The organism is Clostridium sp. D33t1_170424_F3 (assembly GCF_015667585.1).
Lineage (GTDB): Bacteria > Bacillota > Clostridia > Oscillospirales > Acutalibacteraceae > Anaeromassilibacillus.
Map to the genome: position 1 here is coordinate 47027 of NZ_JADPEG010000003.1, position 16526 is coordinate 63552.

Consider the following 16526-nt stretch of genomic DNA (forward strand, 5'->3'; position numbering starts at 1 on the left):
GCAGCCCTGTCGTTATAACACGATATAGTGCAGGATGATGTCCTCGTAATGGCCGTCCTTCATCAGAAACCCGCCGGGAATGGTTCCCAGACGCGTAAACCCCAGCTTGCGGTACAGGTGCAGCGCGGCGGCGTTGCTTTTTACCACCGCGTTGAATTGGAGGACGCGGAAGCCCAGCGCCTTCCCCTTTTCCAGGCAGTGGCGCACGAGCGCTTCACCAATCCGGTGACCGCGCAGGTCGGCCCGGACAGCGTAGCTGGCGTTGCAGATGTGCCCGCACCGCCCGACGTTGTTCGGATGGAGGATGTACAGCCCCACGATTGCCCCGCTCTCCGCATCACAGGCGAGCCCCGTGAAGGACTGTTCGGAGAAAAACACGTGCCCCTCCTGTTCCGTCAGTGGGTCCGTCTGCGGGAAGGAGGTCCCCTCCTCCACAACCTGATTCCAGATTTTGACCGCGTCCGCGGCGTCGGCTTCCGTATATGCCCGGATTTTGATTTCCATCCCGTCCACTTCTTTCTTTTGTCTTTCCGCGGCTGTACCGCGATGAAAAGCGGACTGACCACGCCTTTTCATTGTACGGACAGGGGCGGCCGGTTGTCAACATCTGGCGGCATTTACTTTTTTCATGGCCTGAACAGTAAATTGAAGAAACGGGTTTGCATGGATTCTTTTTTTAGATGACGCGGCAAACAATGAGGCGTCATTTGACAATCATCTTGTATTATACGGAATGATAAATCCATGATGCCGCCCGGTAATAAGAGCTATCCCATCCCGTTGTATGGTTTGTTTTGCAACAGAAGAAGAGCCGCCGTTCCGGTTCATTGGACCGGAGCAGCGGCTCTTACTGTAGTTTGCAATCAGCTTGCGCTGACCGGGTTACCGGGACGGGAAGGGTTCCCAGCCGGGGGTGAAATCGGGGTTCATGTCCCAGAGGCAATAGCGGACGATCGCGTACTGCTGGTCGATCTCTTCCTGGGTAACGTCCGGATCGGCAAGCACTTTTTCGGCCCGTTCGACCACGTAGAGCAGGTTGTCGACAAAAGCCTGCTGGTGATCGGGGTTAATGGAGGAAACGTTCTCGATGGAAGCCACGCTGCGGGCCAGCTCGATGATTTCCTCCAGCGCTTCGGTATCCAGGAACACTTCCAGCGCATCCATCGCGTCGAGCAGGTTTTCCAGCGTTTCATCGGTTTCTTCCTGTGAAGCGTCGGGGCGGGAAAGGACGTCTTCCGCAGCTTCCAGCGCGTCCGTCAGAGCCTCCCAGCTTTCGACCGTGTAGCGGCTTTCGTCCAGCGCATAGGCGCGCTCGACGGCCTCGGACAGGGATTCCTTGTCGGCTTCCGCTACGGCGGTCAGGAATTTCGCGTCGGCCCAGTTGGCGTGGTCGTTTGCGTTCCCGTTTCCGCCGTCGGTGACCACCAGCTTCAGTGTTTTAGCGCCGGCCAGAGAGACCGCCAGCGTTTCAGCGGGCATTCCCTTGCGCATGACGGGCGTTTCCGCCATCAGTTCGCCGTCCACAAATACGCGGAACACGACGGAAGAGAGGCTGTTTCCGGCGGTGTTGTCCACGCCCACCTGAGAGGTGAAGTAGTAGAAATCCTTGCCGGTCAGGTCGTAGACCACTTCGGAGGTGGCATGGATACCGAGGCCCTTTTCATAGGTCTGCACGCCGTTTTCGGTAGCCAGCTTGATCGCGTTGCCGTTCAGGGAACGGTCGCGCTTGATGCTGCCCCAGCCGACCTTGGCGCTCTTCCAGTTCTGGTCGCTGACATAGACAAAGCTGTTGACCACAACCAGGTTCTGCACGGCCTCGGCGGTGTTGCCGTCGGAATCGGTGACGGAGTAGGTAACGGTGAACGCGCCGGTTTTGCCGGGCACATAGTCGGTGTTATAGGTCAGGCGGTCTGTCAGGTCGCCGTCCTCCACATCCGTGGCGGTCGCTTCCGCGACAATGGCGTCCAGATCGACGTCCGCCGGATCGGAAAACGCGACGTCCTGCACATGGATGACGGGAGCGGAGCTTCCCTTGGCGAAGCGTGCATCCGCCCACACGGTGTGGTCGCTGGAAGTCGCGCCCATGCTGTCGGTGACCAGGCGCAGTTCCTCCGCCCCGGCCAGATCGACGGCTACGTGCTTCATGGGGGTGTTTGCCAGCATCGCGCCGCTGTCGTAGCGCAGGCTGCCGTCCACATAGACCTGGAATTTCGCCTTGGCGGACGATGCATTCTTCATGGCCTGATCGATGCCGACAAAGGATTCAAACCAGGTGTAGCCGGTACCGGTGAGGTCATAGACAATTTCAGAGGAAGCGTGCGCGCCCAATCCCTTGGAGAAGGATACCTGCGCGCCGTCCTTCAGCAGCTTGATGGTGCCGCCCTGAATGTTCTTGTCCTTCTGGAGCTGGCCCCAGCCAACGGTGGCGCTGGTTTCCTGTACGTCGGAGGCATAGTCAAAACGGCTGACCACCGTCACGGGAACGGTCAGACGGCTGGTGATGCCAGCCGCGTCGGTGACGGAATAGGTAACGGAGTAGGTTCCCTTAGCGGAGGTATCCACATCGTTGGATTCCACCTGAATGGAATCGTTGAGGCGGTTGCCGTCCCGGTCCAGCGCGGAAACGACGGACAGAGGATCAAACGCTTCATAAAGCGCGGTCAGTGTGCTTCCGGTGATCTGGAATACAGGGGCGTCCAGATTGATCGCGTAAGGCGCGCTGCTTTCGGTCCGGTTCAGGCGCAGGTCGTACGCGCGGGCGGTGTAGACGTGCTCAGCGCTGTCGTTGGCAAAATAGGCGGTGGTCAGGGTGTTTCCTTTGGTAAAGCCGATGACCTTGCCGTCTTCCATCACTTCAAAGCCCAGCAGGGCGTCAGAAGCGGATTCGTCGATCTTCAGGGTGACCTGGAGGTTTTCGCCGCTGCGCTCCACAGAGACGACTTCAGGGGTATACTCCTCGGTAAAGGCGCTGGTGCGGTCCTTGGTCGCTTTGGTCCACAGGTACCAGGGCTTGACATTCTCCGGCGCGGCGGGCACGTTCAGCGCGGCCAGCGCGTTGTCAACAACTTCGCTGCGTTTGATGAATCCGTAGCGCTCAAAGTGCTCGACCAGATCCATTCCCAGCACGTAGGAGGAGACAACCGCCATGCGCTGACGGTCGGTCAGGCCCATATCCTTCGCGACGCCCGCGCGGAACGCCTTCTGATAGTCCGGCCAGTAGTTTTCATTCAGGAGGTGGAGCTGCCACCACATGCCCAGGTCGTGCGGCGTGGCTTTTTTGTCCTCATAATCGTCGCGTCCTACATAGAGCAGGATGTTGCCGTACTGCACGCGGTCATTTTCGTTCTGGACGTCCACGGCGATGTGGTTGGCCCACATGTTGTTGGTGACTTCCGGAACCTTTCCGCCCTTGATGTCCAGCTGGTGGCCGATTTCATGGGAATAGACCCAGCCGACCAGCTGGCCCTTGAAGAACGTGTTGGCGCTGCCCTGCTGGATTCCCACATGGTCCCCGGCGGCGTAGCCGGAGCCGTAGGGCTGCATCAGGCGCATATTGAGCCGCGCGCCGTTGCGGGAGTTCTCAAAGCTGCTCTCGTCGATGCCCGCAAAGGAGAGCATCTCGCCCACCCGGGCGTTGTGAAGATCCACGGTGCGCTGGGGATCGCCGGTGCCGTTGAGGAACGGCGCGGCGGCCTGCAGGTTGCCGTTGAGGATAAAGAGATCGCTGTATACCTCCACGATGTCCACGGAGTGCTCACGGTCGGCCTCCACAGCCGTTTTATAGGCGCGCAGCTCGTCCAGGAACGCGTCCACGTTGTCCCCATCGCGGAACAGCGGATAGTCGATGCCGCCCTCTATGCGGATGCGGGGCGCTTTCTCCTGCTGCTCGGACGTGTACGGATTGCTGAAGTAAATCGCGCCGCCGGGATACGTTTTGGTGCTCCACTTGTCGCTGAAAATCCTCGGCGCCGTAATGACGTTCTCGCCGTTTTTCAGAGCGTAGCTCTGCTGCCACCAGCCGAACCGGCCGATCTGCTGTGTGAAGACCACAGTCGGCATGGGGCCGTTTTCATCGGCGTCCACATAGAACTTGATGACATCCCCGGGGCGGGCGGCGTATCCGGTCGGAAGGAAGTTGCTGCCGTAGCTGCTCATCTGCAGCACGTTGCGGGCGTGGTTGACGCCGTTGCCGCGCTGCTCCAGCGTCACGACGTCCTTCGCGTAGTCCACCGCGCCGGTCTGAATGTCAATGGCGGACTGTACGAGTTTTTCCAGGTCTTTATTCGGGTTGTTTTTGGCCGTCTCCAGCATCTCCTGCAGCAGCGCCAGATCCTGATACTGCGGCTTGAGCGCGGACATGGTGCCGTCTGCAAAGAGGTCTTCTACCTCTGCAACCAGGGTGTCGGGACGGTAGAACGCCAGCTCGCCGCCAGCCGCCCAATTCTGGTTGGCCTTTTCAAAGACAAAGCGCAGGCGCAGGAAGCTGGTGGGATCAAAGCTGATCTGTGTGCCGCCGGATGCGATCGCCGCGTTGCCGGAGCAGACCAGGGTAAAGTCCTCCCCGCTCTCGCTCTGGGAGGCGTAAATGGAAAACGCGGTCGGGAAGCCCTTGTTGGCCGCGCCCTGCGTGCGGGGATAATAGACCACGCTGCCCAGCTCTACCGGAGCGTCAAAGGTGAAGGTAACGGCGTTCTGGAAATTGTCGTTGTTGGCCTTGCCGGTTTCCCAGTGGGTTTTTGTGTTGCCGTCGTACAGGTATTTGAGCGCGCTGCCGCCGTATTGGCCGCCGTTGCTGACGGCTTTTACCACGTGGTCGCCGGTGACGCGGAACGCCACGTCGTAATCTTCCTGATAAGCGGCGGGCACATGGAACGGCCCCACGCCGGTTTTTACGGGAGCCGGTTCCGGGGGAAGCTCCTCTTCAGGAGGGATAATATCGCCGGTGAGGTCGTCCCCCTCTTCGGGCAGGACGTCTTCCCCTTCCGCGGGTTCCTGGTTTACCATCAGAGAATCGCTGCTCTCCGCTGTTTCGGAGGACGGCTGTTCTGCGGCAAGGGCCGGGCTGGCCGCCTGCGCTGTCAGCGCCAGGGTGAGGATGAGGGCTGCAACTTTGGACAAATGATGACGTTTCATCTCTTTTCTTCCTTTCTCTGCCTGTCTGTTAAAATCAGTTGCCGACCGGTCCGGGCAAAATAAAAACACCCTCGGCCGGTCCGGGAATGGACAGTCTGAGAGCGTCAGTTAAAAACCCGGGGCGGAAAAATCCCCCCAAAGCTGCAACCGGCTGTCATACCTCCATCGGCTTAGACCCGTGGCTTTGCGTCCCTGCTTTTCAACAGGTTTGCCAAATTATAAAGTTGTTTCGAATTGGATACTCGAGTAATCCACTAGGTTATCGATTGGACTCAGTATACCAGAGATTTCCATTAAGAGCAAGAGGTATTATCGTTTTGATCGAACTTTGTAGGGTCGTATAAACTTTCCTCACATTTGTTGGGAATAATTACGATTCTTGTTGTTAAACAGCAAAAGACGGATTTTTATGATGGATCTATTAATACAAATGCCGTTCCGGTCTGTTGAACCGGAACGGCATTTGTGTCATTAAAATTACTGGAACGGATAGGGCTGCCAGCCGGGGGTGAAATCGGGGTTCATATCCCAGAGGAAATAGCGGACGACGGCAAACTGCCGGTCGATCTCTTCCTGGTCGACGTCCGGGTCGGCAAGCGCTTTTTCCGCGCCTGCAACGGCGGCAAGCACATTGTCGACAAAGCTCTGCTGCTGATTGGGATTGATGGAGGACACGTTTTCAATGGAAGCCACGCTGCGGGCCAGCTCGATGATTTCCTCCAGCGCTTCGGTATCCAGGAACACTTCCAGCGCATCCATCGCGTCGAGCAGGTTTTCCAAAGCTTCGTCGGTTTCCTCCTGAGAAGCGGTGAGACGGGAGAGGACGTCCTCCGCCGCTTCCAGCGCGTCCGTCAGGGACTCCCAGCTTTCGACCGTGTAGCGGCTTTCATCCAGCGAATAGGCGCGCTCGACAGCCTCGGACAGGGATTCCTTTTCTGCTTCCGCTACGGCGGTGAAGAATTTGGCGTCGGCCCAGTTGGCGTGGTCGTTCGCGTTCCCGTTTCCGCCGTCGGTGACCACCAGCTTCAGCGTTTTAGCGCCGGCCAGAGAGACCGCCAGCGTTTCAGCGGGCATTCCCTTGCGCATGACGGGCGTTTCCGCCATCAGCTCGCCGTCCACAAATACGCGGAACACGACGGAAGAGAGGCTGCTTCCGGCGGTGTTGTCCACACCCACCTGAGAGGTGAAGTAGTAGAAATCCTTGCCGGTCAGGTCATAGACCACCTCGGAGGTGGCATGGACGCCGAGGCCCTTTTCAAAGGTCTGCACGCCGTTTTCGGTAGCCAGCTTGATTGCGTTGCCGTTCAGGGAACGGTCGCGCTTGATGCTGCCCCAGCCGACCTTGGCGCTCTTCCAGTTCTGGTCGCTGACATAGGCATAATCGTTGACAACGATAAGATTCCTGGTGATTTCCGTGGTGTTGTCCTCAGAATCCGTGACAGAATAGGTGATCTCAAAAACACCGGTTTTGCCGGGCTTGAAGTTTGTGGTATAGGTGAGCGCGCTGGTGATGTCGCCGTCTTCCGCATCGGTTGCGGTGACAGAGGAGAGGATCTCATCCAGATCGACGTCCGCCGGATCGGTAAAAACAAGATCCTGTGCATGGATGACCGGAACGGCATTGCCTGTGGTAAAGCGGGCGCCGCCCCAGACCGTATGGTCGTTGCTGTTGGAACCCATGCTGTCGGTGACCAGGCGGAGCTGTTTCGCGCCGGTCAGATCGACGGATACATACTTCATGGGGGTGTTGGATTTCATCGCGCCGCTGTCGTAGCGCAGTTCGCCGTCTACAAAGACCTGGAACTTGGCTTGCGGAAGACTGCTGTTCCGCATGGACTGGTCGATGCCAACGTAAGACTCGAACCAGGAGAACCCGGTATCGGTCAGGTCGTAGATGATTTCAGAAGAAGCATGCGCGCCCAGGCCTTTGGCAAAGGTGACCTGTCTGCCGTCCTCCAGCAGCGTAATCACGCCGCCTTGGATGTTGGCGTCATGGTTGAGCGTACCGTAGCCGACTTTGGCGCTCTGTTCGGAAACATCGGACGCATATACATAGTTGCTGATAACGCCGAACGGGACTTCCAGTGTGGTTTCTCTGCCCGCTTCGTCGGTTACCGCATAGGTAATCGTGTAGTTGCCGCGGACGTCCACGTCCAGATTGTTGTCAATCACGCGGATGGAATCGGTCAGATCCTGCCCGTCGACCGAGTGGGCTGTGACAACGGAAAGGGGATCAAATTCCTGATGGATCATCAGGACGTTTACGCCGTCCATCACAATGTAAGGCGCGTCGGCGGAGAATACGGCGGGTTCACTGTCTCCGGATTCGTTGAGACGGGCGTCGTAGGCGCGCACGGTATAACTGTGATCCGCACCGTCGTTTGAGCCGGAATCGATCCAGGTGACGCGGTTGGACGGGAAGGAAACCGGAATATTGGAGGCGTTGCCTGCCAGCGCATAACCTGCCAGTTCGCCGTCGCGCAGGATTTCGTAGGTCTGCACCGCGCCGGCCGGGGCTTCCGGAACATCCATGCGGAGTACGGCAAGCCCGTTTTCACGGGAAAGTTTTACAGTGGGGACGGATCCGTCGGGCAGGGTCTGTACGTCTTTTGCATCGGCGGCGCTGGTGGCCAGCCAAGTCTTCTTTGTGTTCGGCTTCAAATCGGGATCCAGCTGTTTGCGTGCGGCGTCGGTGATCTCGATCCCGTAATGCTCAAAGTGGTTGGTCAGGTCGATTCCCAGCGCGTTGGAGGCGGCAACCGCAAAGCGGTTCATGTACAGGGTGTCGCCGTTTTCCAGCCCGCCGAGGCGTCCGCCGTTGTCGCGGGACCAGCGCAGGGTTTTGGCGTAGACCGAATCGGCGGAGAATGCGCTGCCGTGGTCGCCATAGGCGGCTTCCAGCTGGTACAGAATGGCGAGCAGCACAAAGTTGCCGCCAATGTAGCCGGGGCGCTCCTCTAATTTATAATCGCTGTTGTTGTATTTCAGAATTTCTTCGCGGAACCGGGCGGAAACGCGGTTGGATACCTGGAATTCGTTCTGGAATTGCAGGGAGAACAGGTTATTGGTGTATTCTGCGCGGCCTACGCGGCTGCCTTCCAGCAGATGGCCCAGTTCATGCGCAAGGCCCCAGCCCGCGCCGGTGATCTGGCTGCAGGAGGCCACGGCGGAGAACATGTCGCCCGCGCGCTTGTCGTTTTCAGAGAAGCCGCCGTTGAAGCCGACATAGCCGGCGTCGCCCCAGCCGAAGGGACCCTGGCAGAATACGCGGATCATGAACCGGCCGATCGGGCGGTACTGGCGGTACAGCGGGTCGGACGTGCTGGGAGCGGCGGTTTCGCCCAGGCGTTCCGGCTCATATCCGGCGTAGGTCATCATATTGTTGTAATGATTTTCATGCAGGAACATCAAATCGGACGGGCCGCTCATCGTTTCCCCGGTGCGCTTGTCCACGGAAGTGTTTTTCAAACCGTTGCGCGCGCCGGTGGCGCTGGTGGAAACCAGCACGTTAGTGGAAACCAGTTCGCAGATGTTGTAGTTGCCCTCGCCTGCCGCGGCCTCTGCGTCAGTGGCGGACAGAGTCGGGATATAGGCTTCCAGTTCCTCCAGGAAGGCGGCTTCGTCGCGGCGGTCCGGCAGATAACCGGTGTTGGCGGTGGAGTCGTCCTGATAGAAGAGCGGGAAGCGGCGCACGCCGTCTCCGCCGGAGGCGTCCACAAAACGAATGTCCGGAGCGATGCCGGTGTAGCCGTAGTTCTGGTTGACAAAGTAGATCGCGCCCGGGTTCATGTTGTCCACGCCCGGCACCTGAATCACATTGTGGCCTTCTTTCAGGTTAAAGCGGCGGCCCCAGCCGTTCTTGTCTCTGGCAATCTGGCCGAAGACAATCTGCGGGAGAGAGCCGGCCTGGCCCTCCGCGAAGCCGGGTTCCACATAGACGTCCAGCGTGGTGCCCGGAACGACGTAATAGCCGGTGGGCTGATAGGGGAACATCTGGTTCCAGGTGGAGGCGCGGCCGATGTCGTCGCCGTAGGGGCCGCGGGCGGGTACGTCGTATACGGTGACGCCCGGCGCGGTCTGGCCGTCCGCCAGCAGTGCGGCCAGGTCCAGCGCGTCTGCGTACAGATCGCGCAGAGGATGCTCCGCCATGCCGTTCACCAGCGACTGGACGTCTTCGTTCGTCAGGCCGTCCGCCAGCGCGCTCCAGGTCCCGTCGGCGAACAGCTTGTCCACCTGTGCGGGCAGGAGGTCGGCGCGGTAGAATTTCATCTCGCCGCAGGCGGCCCAGTTGGCCTGGCAGGCGTCAAATACAAAGCGCAGGCGCTTAAAAGAAGTTTCCGGGAAGGCGATCTGCGTACCGCCGCCGGCGACTTTGGCCGTTCCCTGGAACACCAGGGAGAAGTCCTCCCCGTCGTCGCTCTGGGAGGCATAGATGGAAAACGCGGTCGGGAATCCCTTGTTGGTCGCTCCCTGCACACGCGGATAGTACACCACGCTGCCCAGCGTTTCCGGCTCGGCAAAGGTAAAGGTCAGGTTGTTGACAAAGCTGCCGTTGTTGGCTTTGCCGGTCTCCCAATGGGTGTTGACGTTGCCGTCGATGACGTTGGTAACCACGCTGGATCCATATTTTCCGCCGTTTGTGGTTACAGAAGCGGCCTGTACGGCAAAGGCCGCGTCATAGGATTCGGCATAGGCGGCCGGTACGGAGAATTTCCCCACGCTGCCGGCGGGCGCGACTTCCGCCTGCACCAGCGGTTCCGCGTCCATGTCCACGATGTCGTTCTGTACGTTTTCGTTCCCCACTGTGGTGTCGTAATCCATGACGAGAGGGGCTTCCTCCTCCGGGGCGTTGTAGACTTCAGCGAGGGACGCGCTGTCCGCTTCCACGGAAAGGGGCTGTTCTGCCGCGAAGGCCGGGAGGGCTGCTGCCTGTGCGACCAATGCGAAAGTAAGGATAAAGGCCGCGACTTTGGATAGATTGTTTCGTTTCATCTCTTTTCTTCCTTTCTATGCCTGTCTGTAAAAGTAAGCCGTCCGGTCCGGGCAAAATAAAAACACCCTCGACCGGTCCGGGAATGGACAGTCTGAGAGCGTCAGTTAAAACCCCAGGGCGAAACAATCCCCCCAAAGCTGCAACCGGCTGTCATACCTCCATCGGCTTAGACCCGTGGCTTTGCGTCCCTGCTTTTCAACAGGTTTGCCAAATTATGAAGTTGTTTCGAATTGGATACTCGAGTAATCCACTAGGTTATCGATTGCATTCAGTATACCAGAGATTTCCACCAAGAGCAAGAGGTATTATCGTTTTTGTCGAACTTTGTAAGGTCGCATAAACTTTTCCTCGATCGCATTGGGAATAATTACTGTTTTTGTTATTTTTTTATCCGGAGCCGGGTCGGCGGCGCGCGGCAAAACCGGCTTTTAAAGCGTCAGGAGGGCTGCCGATTCAGAGGATGCGGGGCAAACGCAAAACCCCCGCATCATCCGGTTGGACGCTGCGGGGGTTGCAATGGGATTTTGATTTGTCCTGAAAATACTGCTGCGGTCCTGTTTTACAGGGATTCCGGCGGCATTTTTACTTATTCCTCCGTCCCCGTTTGGGTAAACTCCAGATTGTCGAACGACGTGGCGGCGCAGATGCCGTTTTCGCTCGGCAGATACCGCAGCTTCACGCGGTCGCCGGGCTGTGTGAGGGACAGCTCCGCGCTCATGTCATATGGCACGGTGAAGATCAGATGCGGCTTGTTCTCCAGGATGACGCGGTAGGTGATGGTATCCCCCAGCGCTTCGCCCGCAATGCGCAGCACCGTGCCGGCAGCGGACTCGTCCCCCACGCTGGCGTCCACCTTGCCGCTGTTGTTCTCCCGCAGGGTCTGGCGGTAATTGCGCAGGGCCGCGCTGATGGACTCGCCCGTGCCGACGTTGGTGTAGGTGGCGACGGAGACGAACGCGTACTGCTTGATCAGGCCCGCGTTGTCCTTGAGCGTCATGAAATACGTCGGCTGGCCGTCCAGGTTGATGATCATCGGGAACGCCGCCTGATAGCCGTACTGCTGGACCTTGCCCTGCGCGGAGCTCATCGCGGCGGATTCCGTCGCGCCGCTCATCTGGTAGAGCTTTGTCTCCTTGGTCACCATGTTGACCATCATGAAGCCGATGGCGGACTCGTCGGAGCCGACGCTCGTCAGGCCGGTGAACAGGTAGCAGTCGCCGTCGTTGTAGACGATGATGTGGCCCGCGCTGGGCTTGAATTTGTCCTGATTGGAAAAGTTGAGGAAGCCGTGGACGTACTCGCCCTGGTTGGCGATCTGCGTGGTGATGAAGCTCTCCGGCTGCACGCGGTCCACCCATTCCGGGATTTCGTCCATGCCGTAGGAGGACGCCGCGCCGGTCTGCGCGTCCACGGTGATGATGCCGTTGGCCTCCGGCAGCGCGAACAGCCAGTTGTTTTTGTACGTGGTGACCACCCAGAACGGGCGGCCGCTGTCGTCCAGTTCAAAGGAGTAATCCGTGACGCCGCGGAACAGCCCGCCGCCCGCCAGGCGCACATGGCGGTCTAGATTGTCCAGCAGGTACGCGCCCGCCTGGTATTTGATCTTGTAATCGTCCACCAGCTTGACGTCGTTGACGTCCGTCGCGGACACGACGATGTAACCCGCGGAACCATCCATATTGTTCAGCCACTTGAAAAAGCCGGAGTGCTCCAGCGGCACGGCCCAGAGCAGCTTGCCCTGCACCTGCTGGATGACCGGTTCGCCCAGCACGACCTGGCTGCCCAGGCCCGGGTTCTCACCCAGCTTTTTGTCCGCCAGCTCCCGCGCCAGCGCCTTGTCCACGATGGGAAGCTGGTCCTGTGAGATGGGCTGCACCGTGTCGGTAAACTGCGCCTTCTCCGGCGTGCCGAGCTGGTCGCGGTACGCGCCGTAGTTGACGATCACCGTGGAAGCCAGGTTCAGCAGGAGAAACAGGCCCCACAGCACCGCCAGCACCTTGAGCGTGCGTTTGGTCCCGCGCGCGTCGTGGCCGATGCGGACCACGGGCACGCCGTTCGCGTTTTGCTCCATATGCAGGCCGCCGAGGCCGATGATGAAGTTCAGCGCCAGATAGCAGCTGAACAGCGCCAGCCAGATAAACGCGCCGTCCGGATAGAGCGGGTTCAGGTTCGGATTGGTAACAAAGACCCAGCCGGCAAACAGCACGGCGAGCAGGAGATTCCAGATCACTCTTTTTTTCGTACTCAATATATTCGCTCCTTCTTTGGGAATCGTATGGGAACAGTTTGCGCCTGATACCCCCAAATCATAGCACGTTTGCGAAAAAAATGCACCCGTCGGCCCAAAAGAAATAAAAGCTGTTAAAATAAGAAGGAAGAATGTTAAGATGAGGGTGAGGAAGGAGGCGTTCACCATGTCCATGCTGTCGGAAAAATTAAAAGAGATCATTCAGAAAAAGCAGATCAAGATGTATACGCTGGCGAATCTCTGCAACATCGACCGCGCGGCGCTCTACAAATACGTCAACGGAGACCGGAAAATCTCCATGGAGGTCTTCCGCCAGCTCGCGGAAGGGCTGCGGCTCAGTCCCGAGGAACGGGCGGAGCTGACGGCCTGTTTCAACATCGCCGATATGGGCGAGGAGGAATACCTGCGCCGGAGCTGCACGGCGGAATTCCTCAGCTCCTTCCGGGTTGCGCCTGCGGAGCAGCCCGTTTCCAAAGCGCTTCCAGGGCCGGGTCCAAAGGGGGCGCTGTACGGCAGCCTGGAGATCAACCACGCGGTGCAGGCCGCCGTCCGGGCGGAGATGGAGCGGAATAACGGCGAGGTGCTGCTGATGGCGCAGCCGGAATACGAGTCCCTGTTCCAGGCGCTGCCTGCGCTGGCGCTCGAAAAGGGGAATTGCACGATCCGGCATATCCTCTGCCTGGAAGGGACGGAAAAAAGCGGCGACAACCGGTACAACCTGCGCTGCCTGCGCGCGGCCATGCAGGCGGCCGGTTCCGGCTGCACCTATGTGCCGTATTACTATTATGACAACGTGCACGCCCATTTTTCCAATAACAACCTGCTGCCCTGTCTGGTGGTTACCGGGGGCTGCGCTATCCAGATTTCCAGCCGGGCAGAATACGCGCTCTGCCACCGGGAGAAAGAGCAGGTCGCGTTTTTTCAAAAGCTGTTTGCGGAAGCTGTAAAGAAATCGCAGCCGCTGTGCGGGAAAATTCATACGCTGGCGGAAAACCTGCCCTTTGACGAACAGATGACCCTGAACAGGGAGCCGCCGCGGTACTGCATTTCCGCGGAACCGTGCCTGATCCCCTGCCTTTCGCGGGACATGCTGGAACGGAGCGTCAACTGGCACCTGCCCGGCGCCGGCGCGGTGGTGGACCAGCTCATGGAGTATATCCGCGGGCAGAACGGAGAACGGGGCGGGCGCAGCGTGCAGATCGACTATTTCACGCTGGAGGGCCTGGACTATTTCTGCAATACCGGCCGCATCTGGCAGATTCCGGAATTCGACTGCGCGCCGCTGCCCGCCCGCGACCGCCACGAGCTGCTGCGCCGCTACAGCACGATGTGGAGCGATTCGCGCGTCCACCTGATGCTCCGCCCGGAGATACCGCGGGTATCCGTCGGGCTGGAGGCGGTGGTCTGCCGCGGCGGCGCGGTCTGTCTCATACAGGAGCACCACCCCAACGCGTACGCGGCGTTCCTCCTGTGCGAAAAATCTCTGTCCTATTGCTTTAAGGACCTGCTGTCCTCCCTGGAGAAAAGCGGCGGTGCTTACACCCAGGAGGAGACGCGCGCGGTCCTCCAGCAGAAAATGGAGGGTTTAAAAGCTCAATTTTGATTTATTTTCGCAACATTTCCCAAAAATATGAATAAATTATGAAAAAATTGTCAAAATTTATTGACTTTTCCCGCTTTAGTCCGGTAAAATAGGAAAAAAGGGCGCGCGGACTGCCGCGGGCCTGAGATTGGAAGGGGAGAGTCCATGGACCCAATTTACGCGGGCTGGCTTTCGATCGTGCCGCCCATCATTGCAATCGCATTGGCCCTGATGACCAAGGAGGTCATTTCCTCGCTGATGATCGGCATCCTGTCCGGAACGCTGATCTACGCCTGCATGAGCGGCGGAAACCCGGTGGTGGGAACCGTCGATTATGCGTTCAAGCTCATGGCGAACCGTGTGGACATCAACATCATTCTGTTTCTCGCCCTGCTGGGCGCGCTGGTTGCGGTGGTCAATATGGCCGGCGGCTCCCAGGCGTACGGGCGCTGGGCCGGCAACAAGCTCAAATCCAAGCGCAGCGCCATGGTGGCGACGGGCGTTCTGGGTTCCCTGATCTTCATCGACGACTATTTCAACTGTTTGACGGTCGGCACGGTTATGAAGCCGGTCACAGACAAATACCAGATTTCCCGGGCAAAGCTGGCGTATATCATCGACGCCACAGCCGCGCCGGTCTGTATCATCGCCCCGATTTCCAGCTGGGCGGCGGCGGTCGGCTCCAACCTGGCGATCACCGGGGAGTTTGAAAGCGACATCGCGGCGTTTGTCGCCACGATCCCGTACAACCTGTACGCAATCCTGAGCATCCTGATGGTCTTCTTGCTCTGCTTTGTCAACCTGGACTTCGGCCCGATGGAGCGCGCGGAGGAAACCGCGGCGGCGGGCGACCTGGGCGCGATCGACAAGGAAGAGACGGACGCCATTCCCGTCAACGAAAAGGGCCGCGTGTTCGATATGCTGATCCCGATTTTTGCGCTGATCGTCTTTTCCATCCTGGCGATGCTGTATAACGGCGGTTTCTGGGGCGACGACCCGGCGTATCATTCCATCGGCGCGGCGTTCGGCAACTGCGTCGCGGCGGAAGCGCTGGTGCTGGGCGGCTTTGCGGCGCTGGTTGTGGCGTTCCTGCTGTTTGTCCCGCGCCGTGTGGTGAAGTTCCGCGACTTTATGGCGGGCATCACCATGGGCGTGAAGTCCATGGTTCCGGCGTTTATCATCCTGACCCTGGCGTGGACCATCAGCGGCGTGTGCCGCGACCTGCTCATGACCGGCGAGTTTGTCAAGGACATGGTGGCGGGCAGCGCCCTGCCGGCGTCCCTGCTGCCGGCGATTATCTTCGCCGTGGCGGCGTTCCTGAGCTTCTCCATGGGCACCGCGTGGGGCACCTTTGGCATCCTGATCCCGATCGTCGTCCCCACCTGCGTGGCGATCGCGCCGGAGCTTCTGGTGGTGGCGCTCTCCGCAACGCTGGCGGGCAGCGTGTTCGGCGACCACTGCTCCCCGATTTCGGATACCACGATCCTGTCCTCTACGGGCGCGGGCTGCAACCACATCCAGCATGTGTCCACGCAGCTCCCCTATTGCATCACCGTGGCGTGCTGCTGCTTTATCGGCTATCTGGTGGCCGGATTAAGCGGCGCGAACGTCTGGCTGACGCTCGGCAGCGGCGTGATCGTCCTGGTGGGCGCGCTGGTTGTCCTCCATCGCCTGAGCATGAGAAAAGCGAAAGCGTCAGAGGCGGCGGACGCCTCCTGATTCTGCGGATTTGAAAACCTGCGATATAAAAAACGGCGGCCTCCGTGGAATTTCCACGGAGGCCGTTTTCATAGCTCCGAAGCGGCTGCGAGTGCCGTTTCACTGTCAATTTTCGGTATCCTTGACCTGCGCATGTCAAATCAGATATGGTATGATATAAAAAATGACGGATGGGAAAGGAGTGGCAGTATGTGTGAAAAAACAAGGTGCGACTGGGTGGGGGATCTCCCCATATACGTGGAGTATCATGACAACGAGTGGGGACGGCCTGTGCACGACGACCAAAGGCTATTTGAAATGCTGATTTTGGAAGGGATGCAGGCCGGGCTGAACTGGATCACCGTGCTCAAAAAAAGAGAGGCGTTCCGGGAAGCCTTTGATGGATTTGATCCGGACAAAGTTGCGCGTTACGGGGAAGAAAAAATACAGGCGCTGCTGGAAAACAAAGGGATTATCCGGAACCGCCTGAAAGTGAACGCCGCGGTGACGAATGCCAGAGCGTTTCTGAAAATACAGGAGACATATGGGAGCTTTGATGCGTTCATATGGGCATATGTGGATGGTACGCTGATTCAGAATCATTGGGAAACGATGGAGGACATCCCGGCCACGACGCCGCTTTCGGATCAAATCAGCAGAGATCTGAAAAAGAGGGGATTTAAATTTGTCGGGTCGACAATCGTCTACGCGTTCATGCAGGCGACGGGCATGGTGAACGACCATGTGAAAGGCTGCTTTCTCTATCAGGAAGAGCAGGCGCAGTCATGCGTCCGTTGATGCGCAGGGAAAACAGGAGGCCGGCGGACAACCAGGCACACAAGCTGCGGCGCGGGCCGCCCTGTCCCACTGCT

7 protein-coding genes and 2 riboswitches are annotated in these 16526 nt (G+C 58.9%); of the genes, 3 read left to right on the forward strand and 4 right to left on the reverse strand.

All coding sequences use genetic code 11. From position 1 onward, the window contains the following. Window positions 1-12: 12 nt before the first annotated feature. From I4V53_RS02800 to I4V53_RS02815, 4 genes are all read right to left on the reverse strand, one after another. Window positions 13-504: a GNAT family N-acetyltransferase gene (locus I4V53_RS02800; RefSeq protein WP_195983876.1), complete on the reverse strand. Its 492-nt coding sequence runs from the start codon at window positions 502-504 to the stop codon at window positions 13-15. Window positions 505-882: 378 nt separating this feature from the next. After that, a complete protein-coding gene (locus I4V53_RS02805) occupies window positions 883-5133 on the reverse strand; it encodes an NPCBM/NEW2 domain-containing protein (RefSeq protein ID WP_195983877.1) in 4251 nt (1416 codons plus the stop codon). A gap of 139 nt (window positions 5134-5272) precedes the next feature. Further along, window positions 5273-5356: riboswitch (cyclic di-GMP riboswitch) on the reverse strand. A 254-nt stretch (window positions 5357-5610) separates the two neighbouring features. Beyond that, window positions 5611-10125, reverse strand: a complete 4515-nt coding sequence (locus I4V53_RS02810; protein WP_195983878.1) for an NPCBM/NEW2 domain-containing protein — start codon at window positions 10123-10125, stop codon at window positions 5611-5613. A 136-nt stretch (window positions 10126-10261) separates the two neighbouring features. Further along, window positions 10262-10345: riboswitch (cyclic di-GMP riboswitch) on the reverse strand. Between the two features lie 367 nt (window positions 10346-10712). Then, window positions 10713-12374 (reverse strand): hypothetical protein, encoded by a 1662-nt coding sequence (locus I4V53_RS02815; RefSeq protein WP_195983879.1) that lies wholly within the window; start codon window positions 12372-12374, stop codon window positions 10713-10715. Window positions 12375-12513: 139 nt separating this feature from the next. On the opposite strand from I4V53_RS02815, the gene I4V53_RS02820 reads away from it, so the two are divergent. The 3 genes from I4V53_RS02820 to I4V53_RS02830 all read left to right on the forward strand — a co-directional run bounded on the left by I4V53_RS02820 (window position 12514) and on the right by I4V53_RS02830 (window position 16452). Continuing rightward, on the forward strand, window positions 12514-13977 hold the full coding sequence (locus I4V53_RS02820) for a helix-turn-helix domain-containing protein (RefSeq protein WP_195983880.1): 1464 nt from the start codon (window positions 12514-12516) through the stop codon (window positions 13975-13977). Window positions 13978-14121: 144 nt separating this feature from the next. Next, window positions 14122-15675 (forward strand): Na+/H+ antiporter NhaC family protein, encoded by a 1554-nt coding sequence (locus tag I4V53_RS02825; protein WP_195983881.1) that lies wholly within the window; start codon window positions 14122-14124, stop codon window positions 15673-15675. A gap of 189 nt (window positions 15676-15864) precedes the next feature. Continuing rightward, window positions 15865-16452 carry a DNA-3-methyladenine glycosylase I gene (locus tag I4V53_RS02830; RefSeq protein WP_195983882.1) on the forward strand — a complete coding sequence of 196 codons (588 nt, stop codon included), beginning with the start codon at window positions 15865-15867 and terminating at the stop codon, window positions 16450-16452. Window positions 16453-16526: the final 74 nt, after the last annotated feature.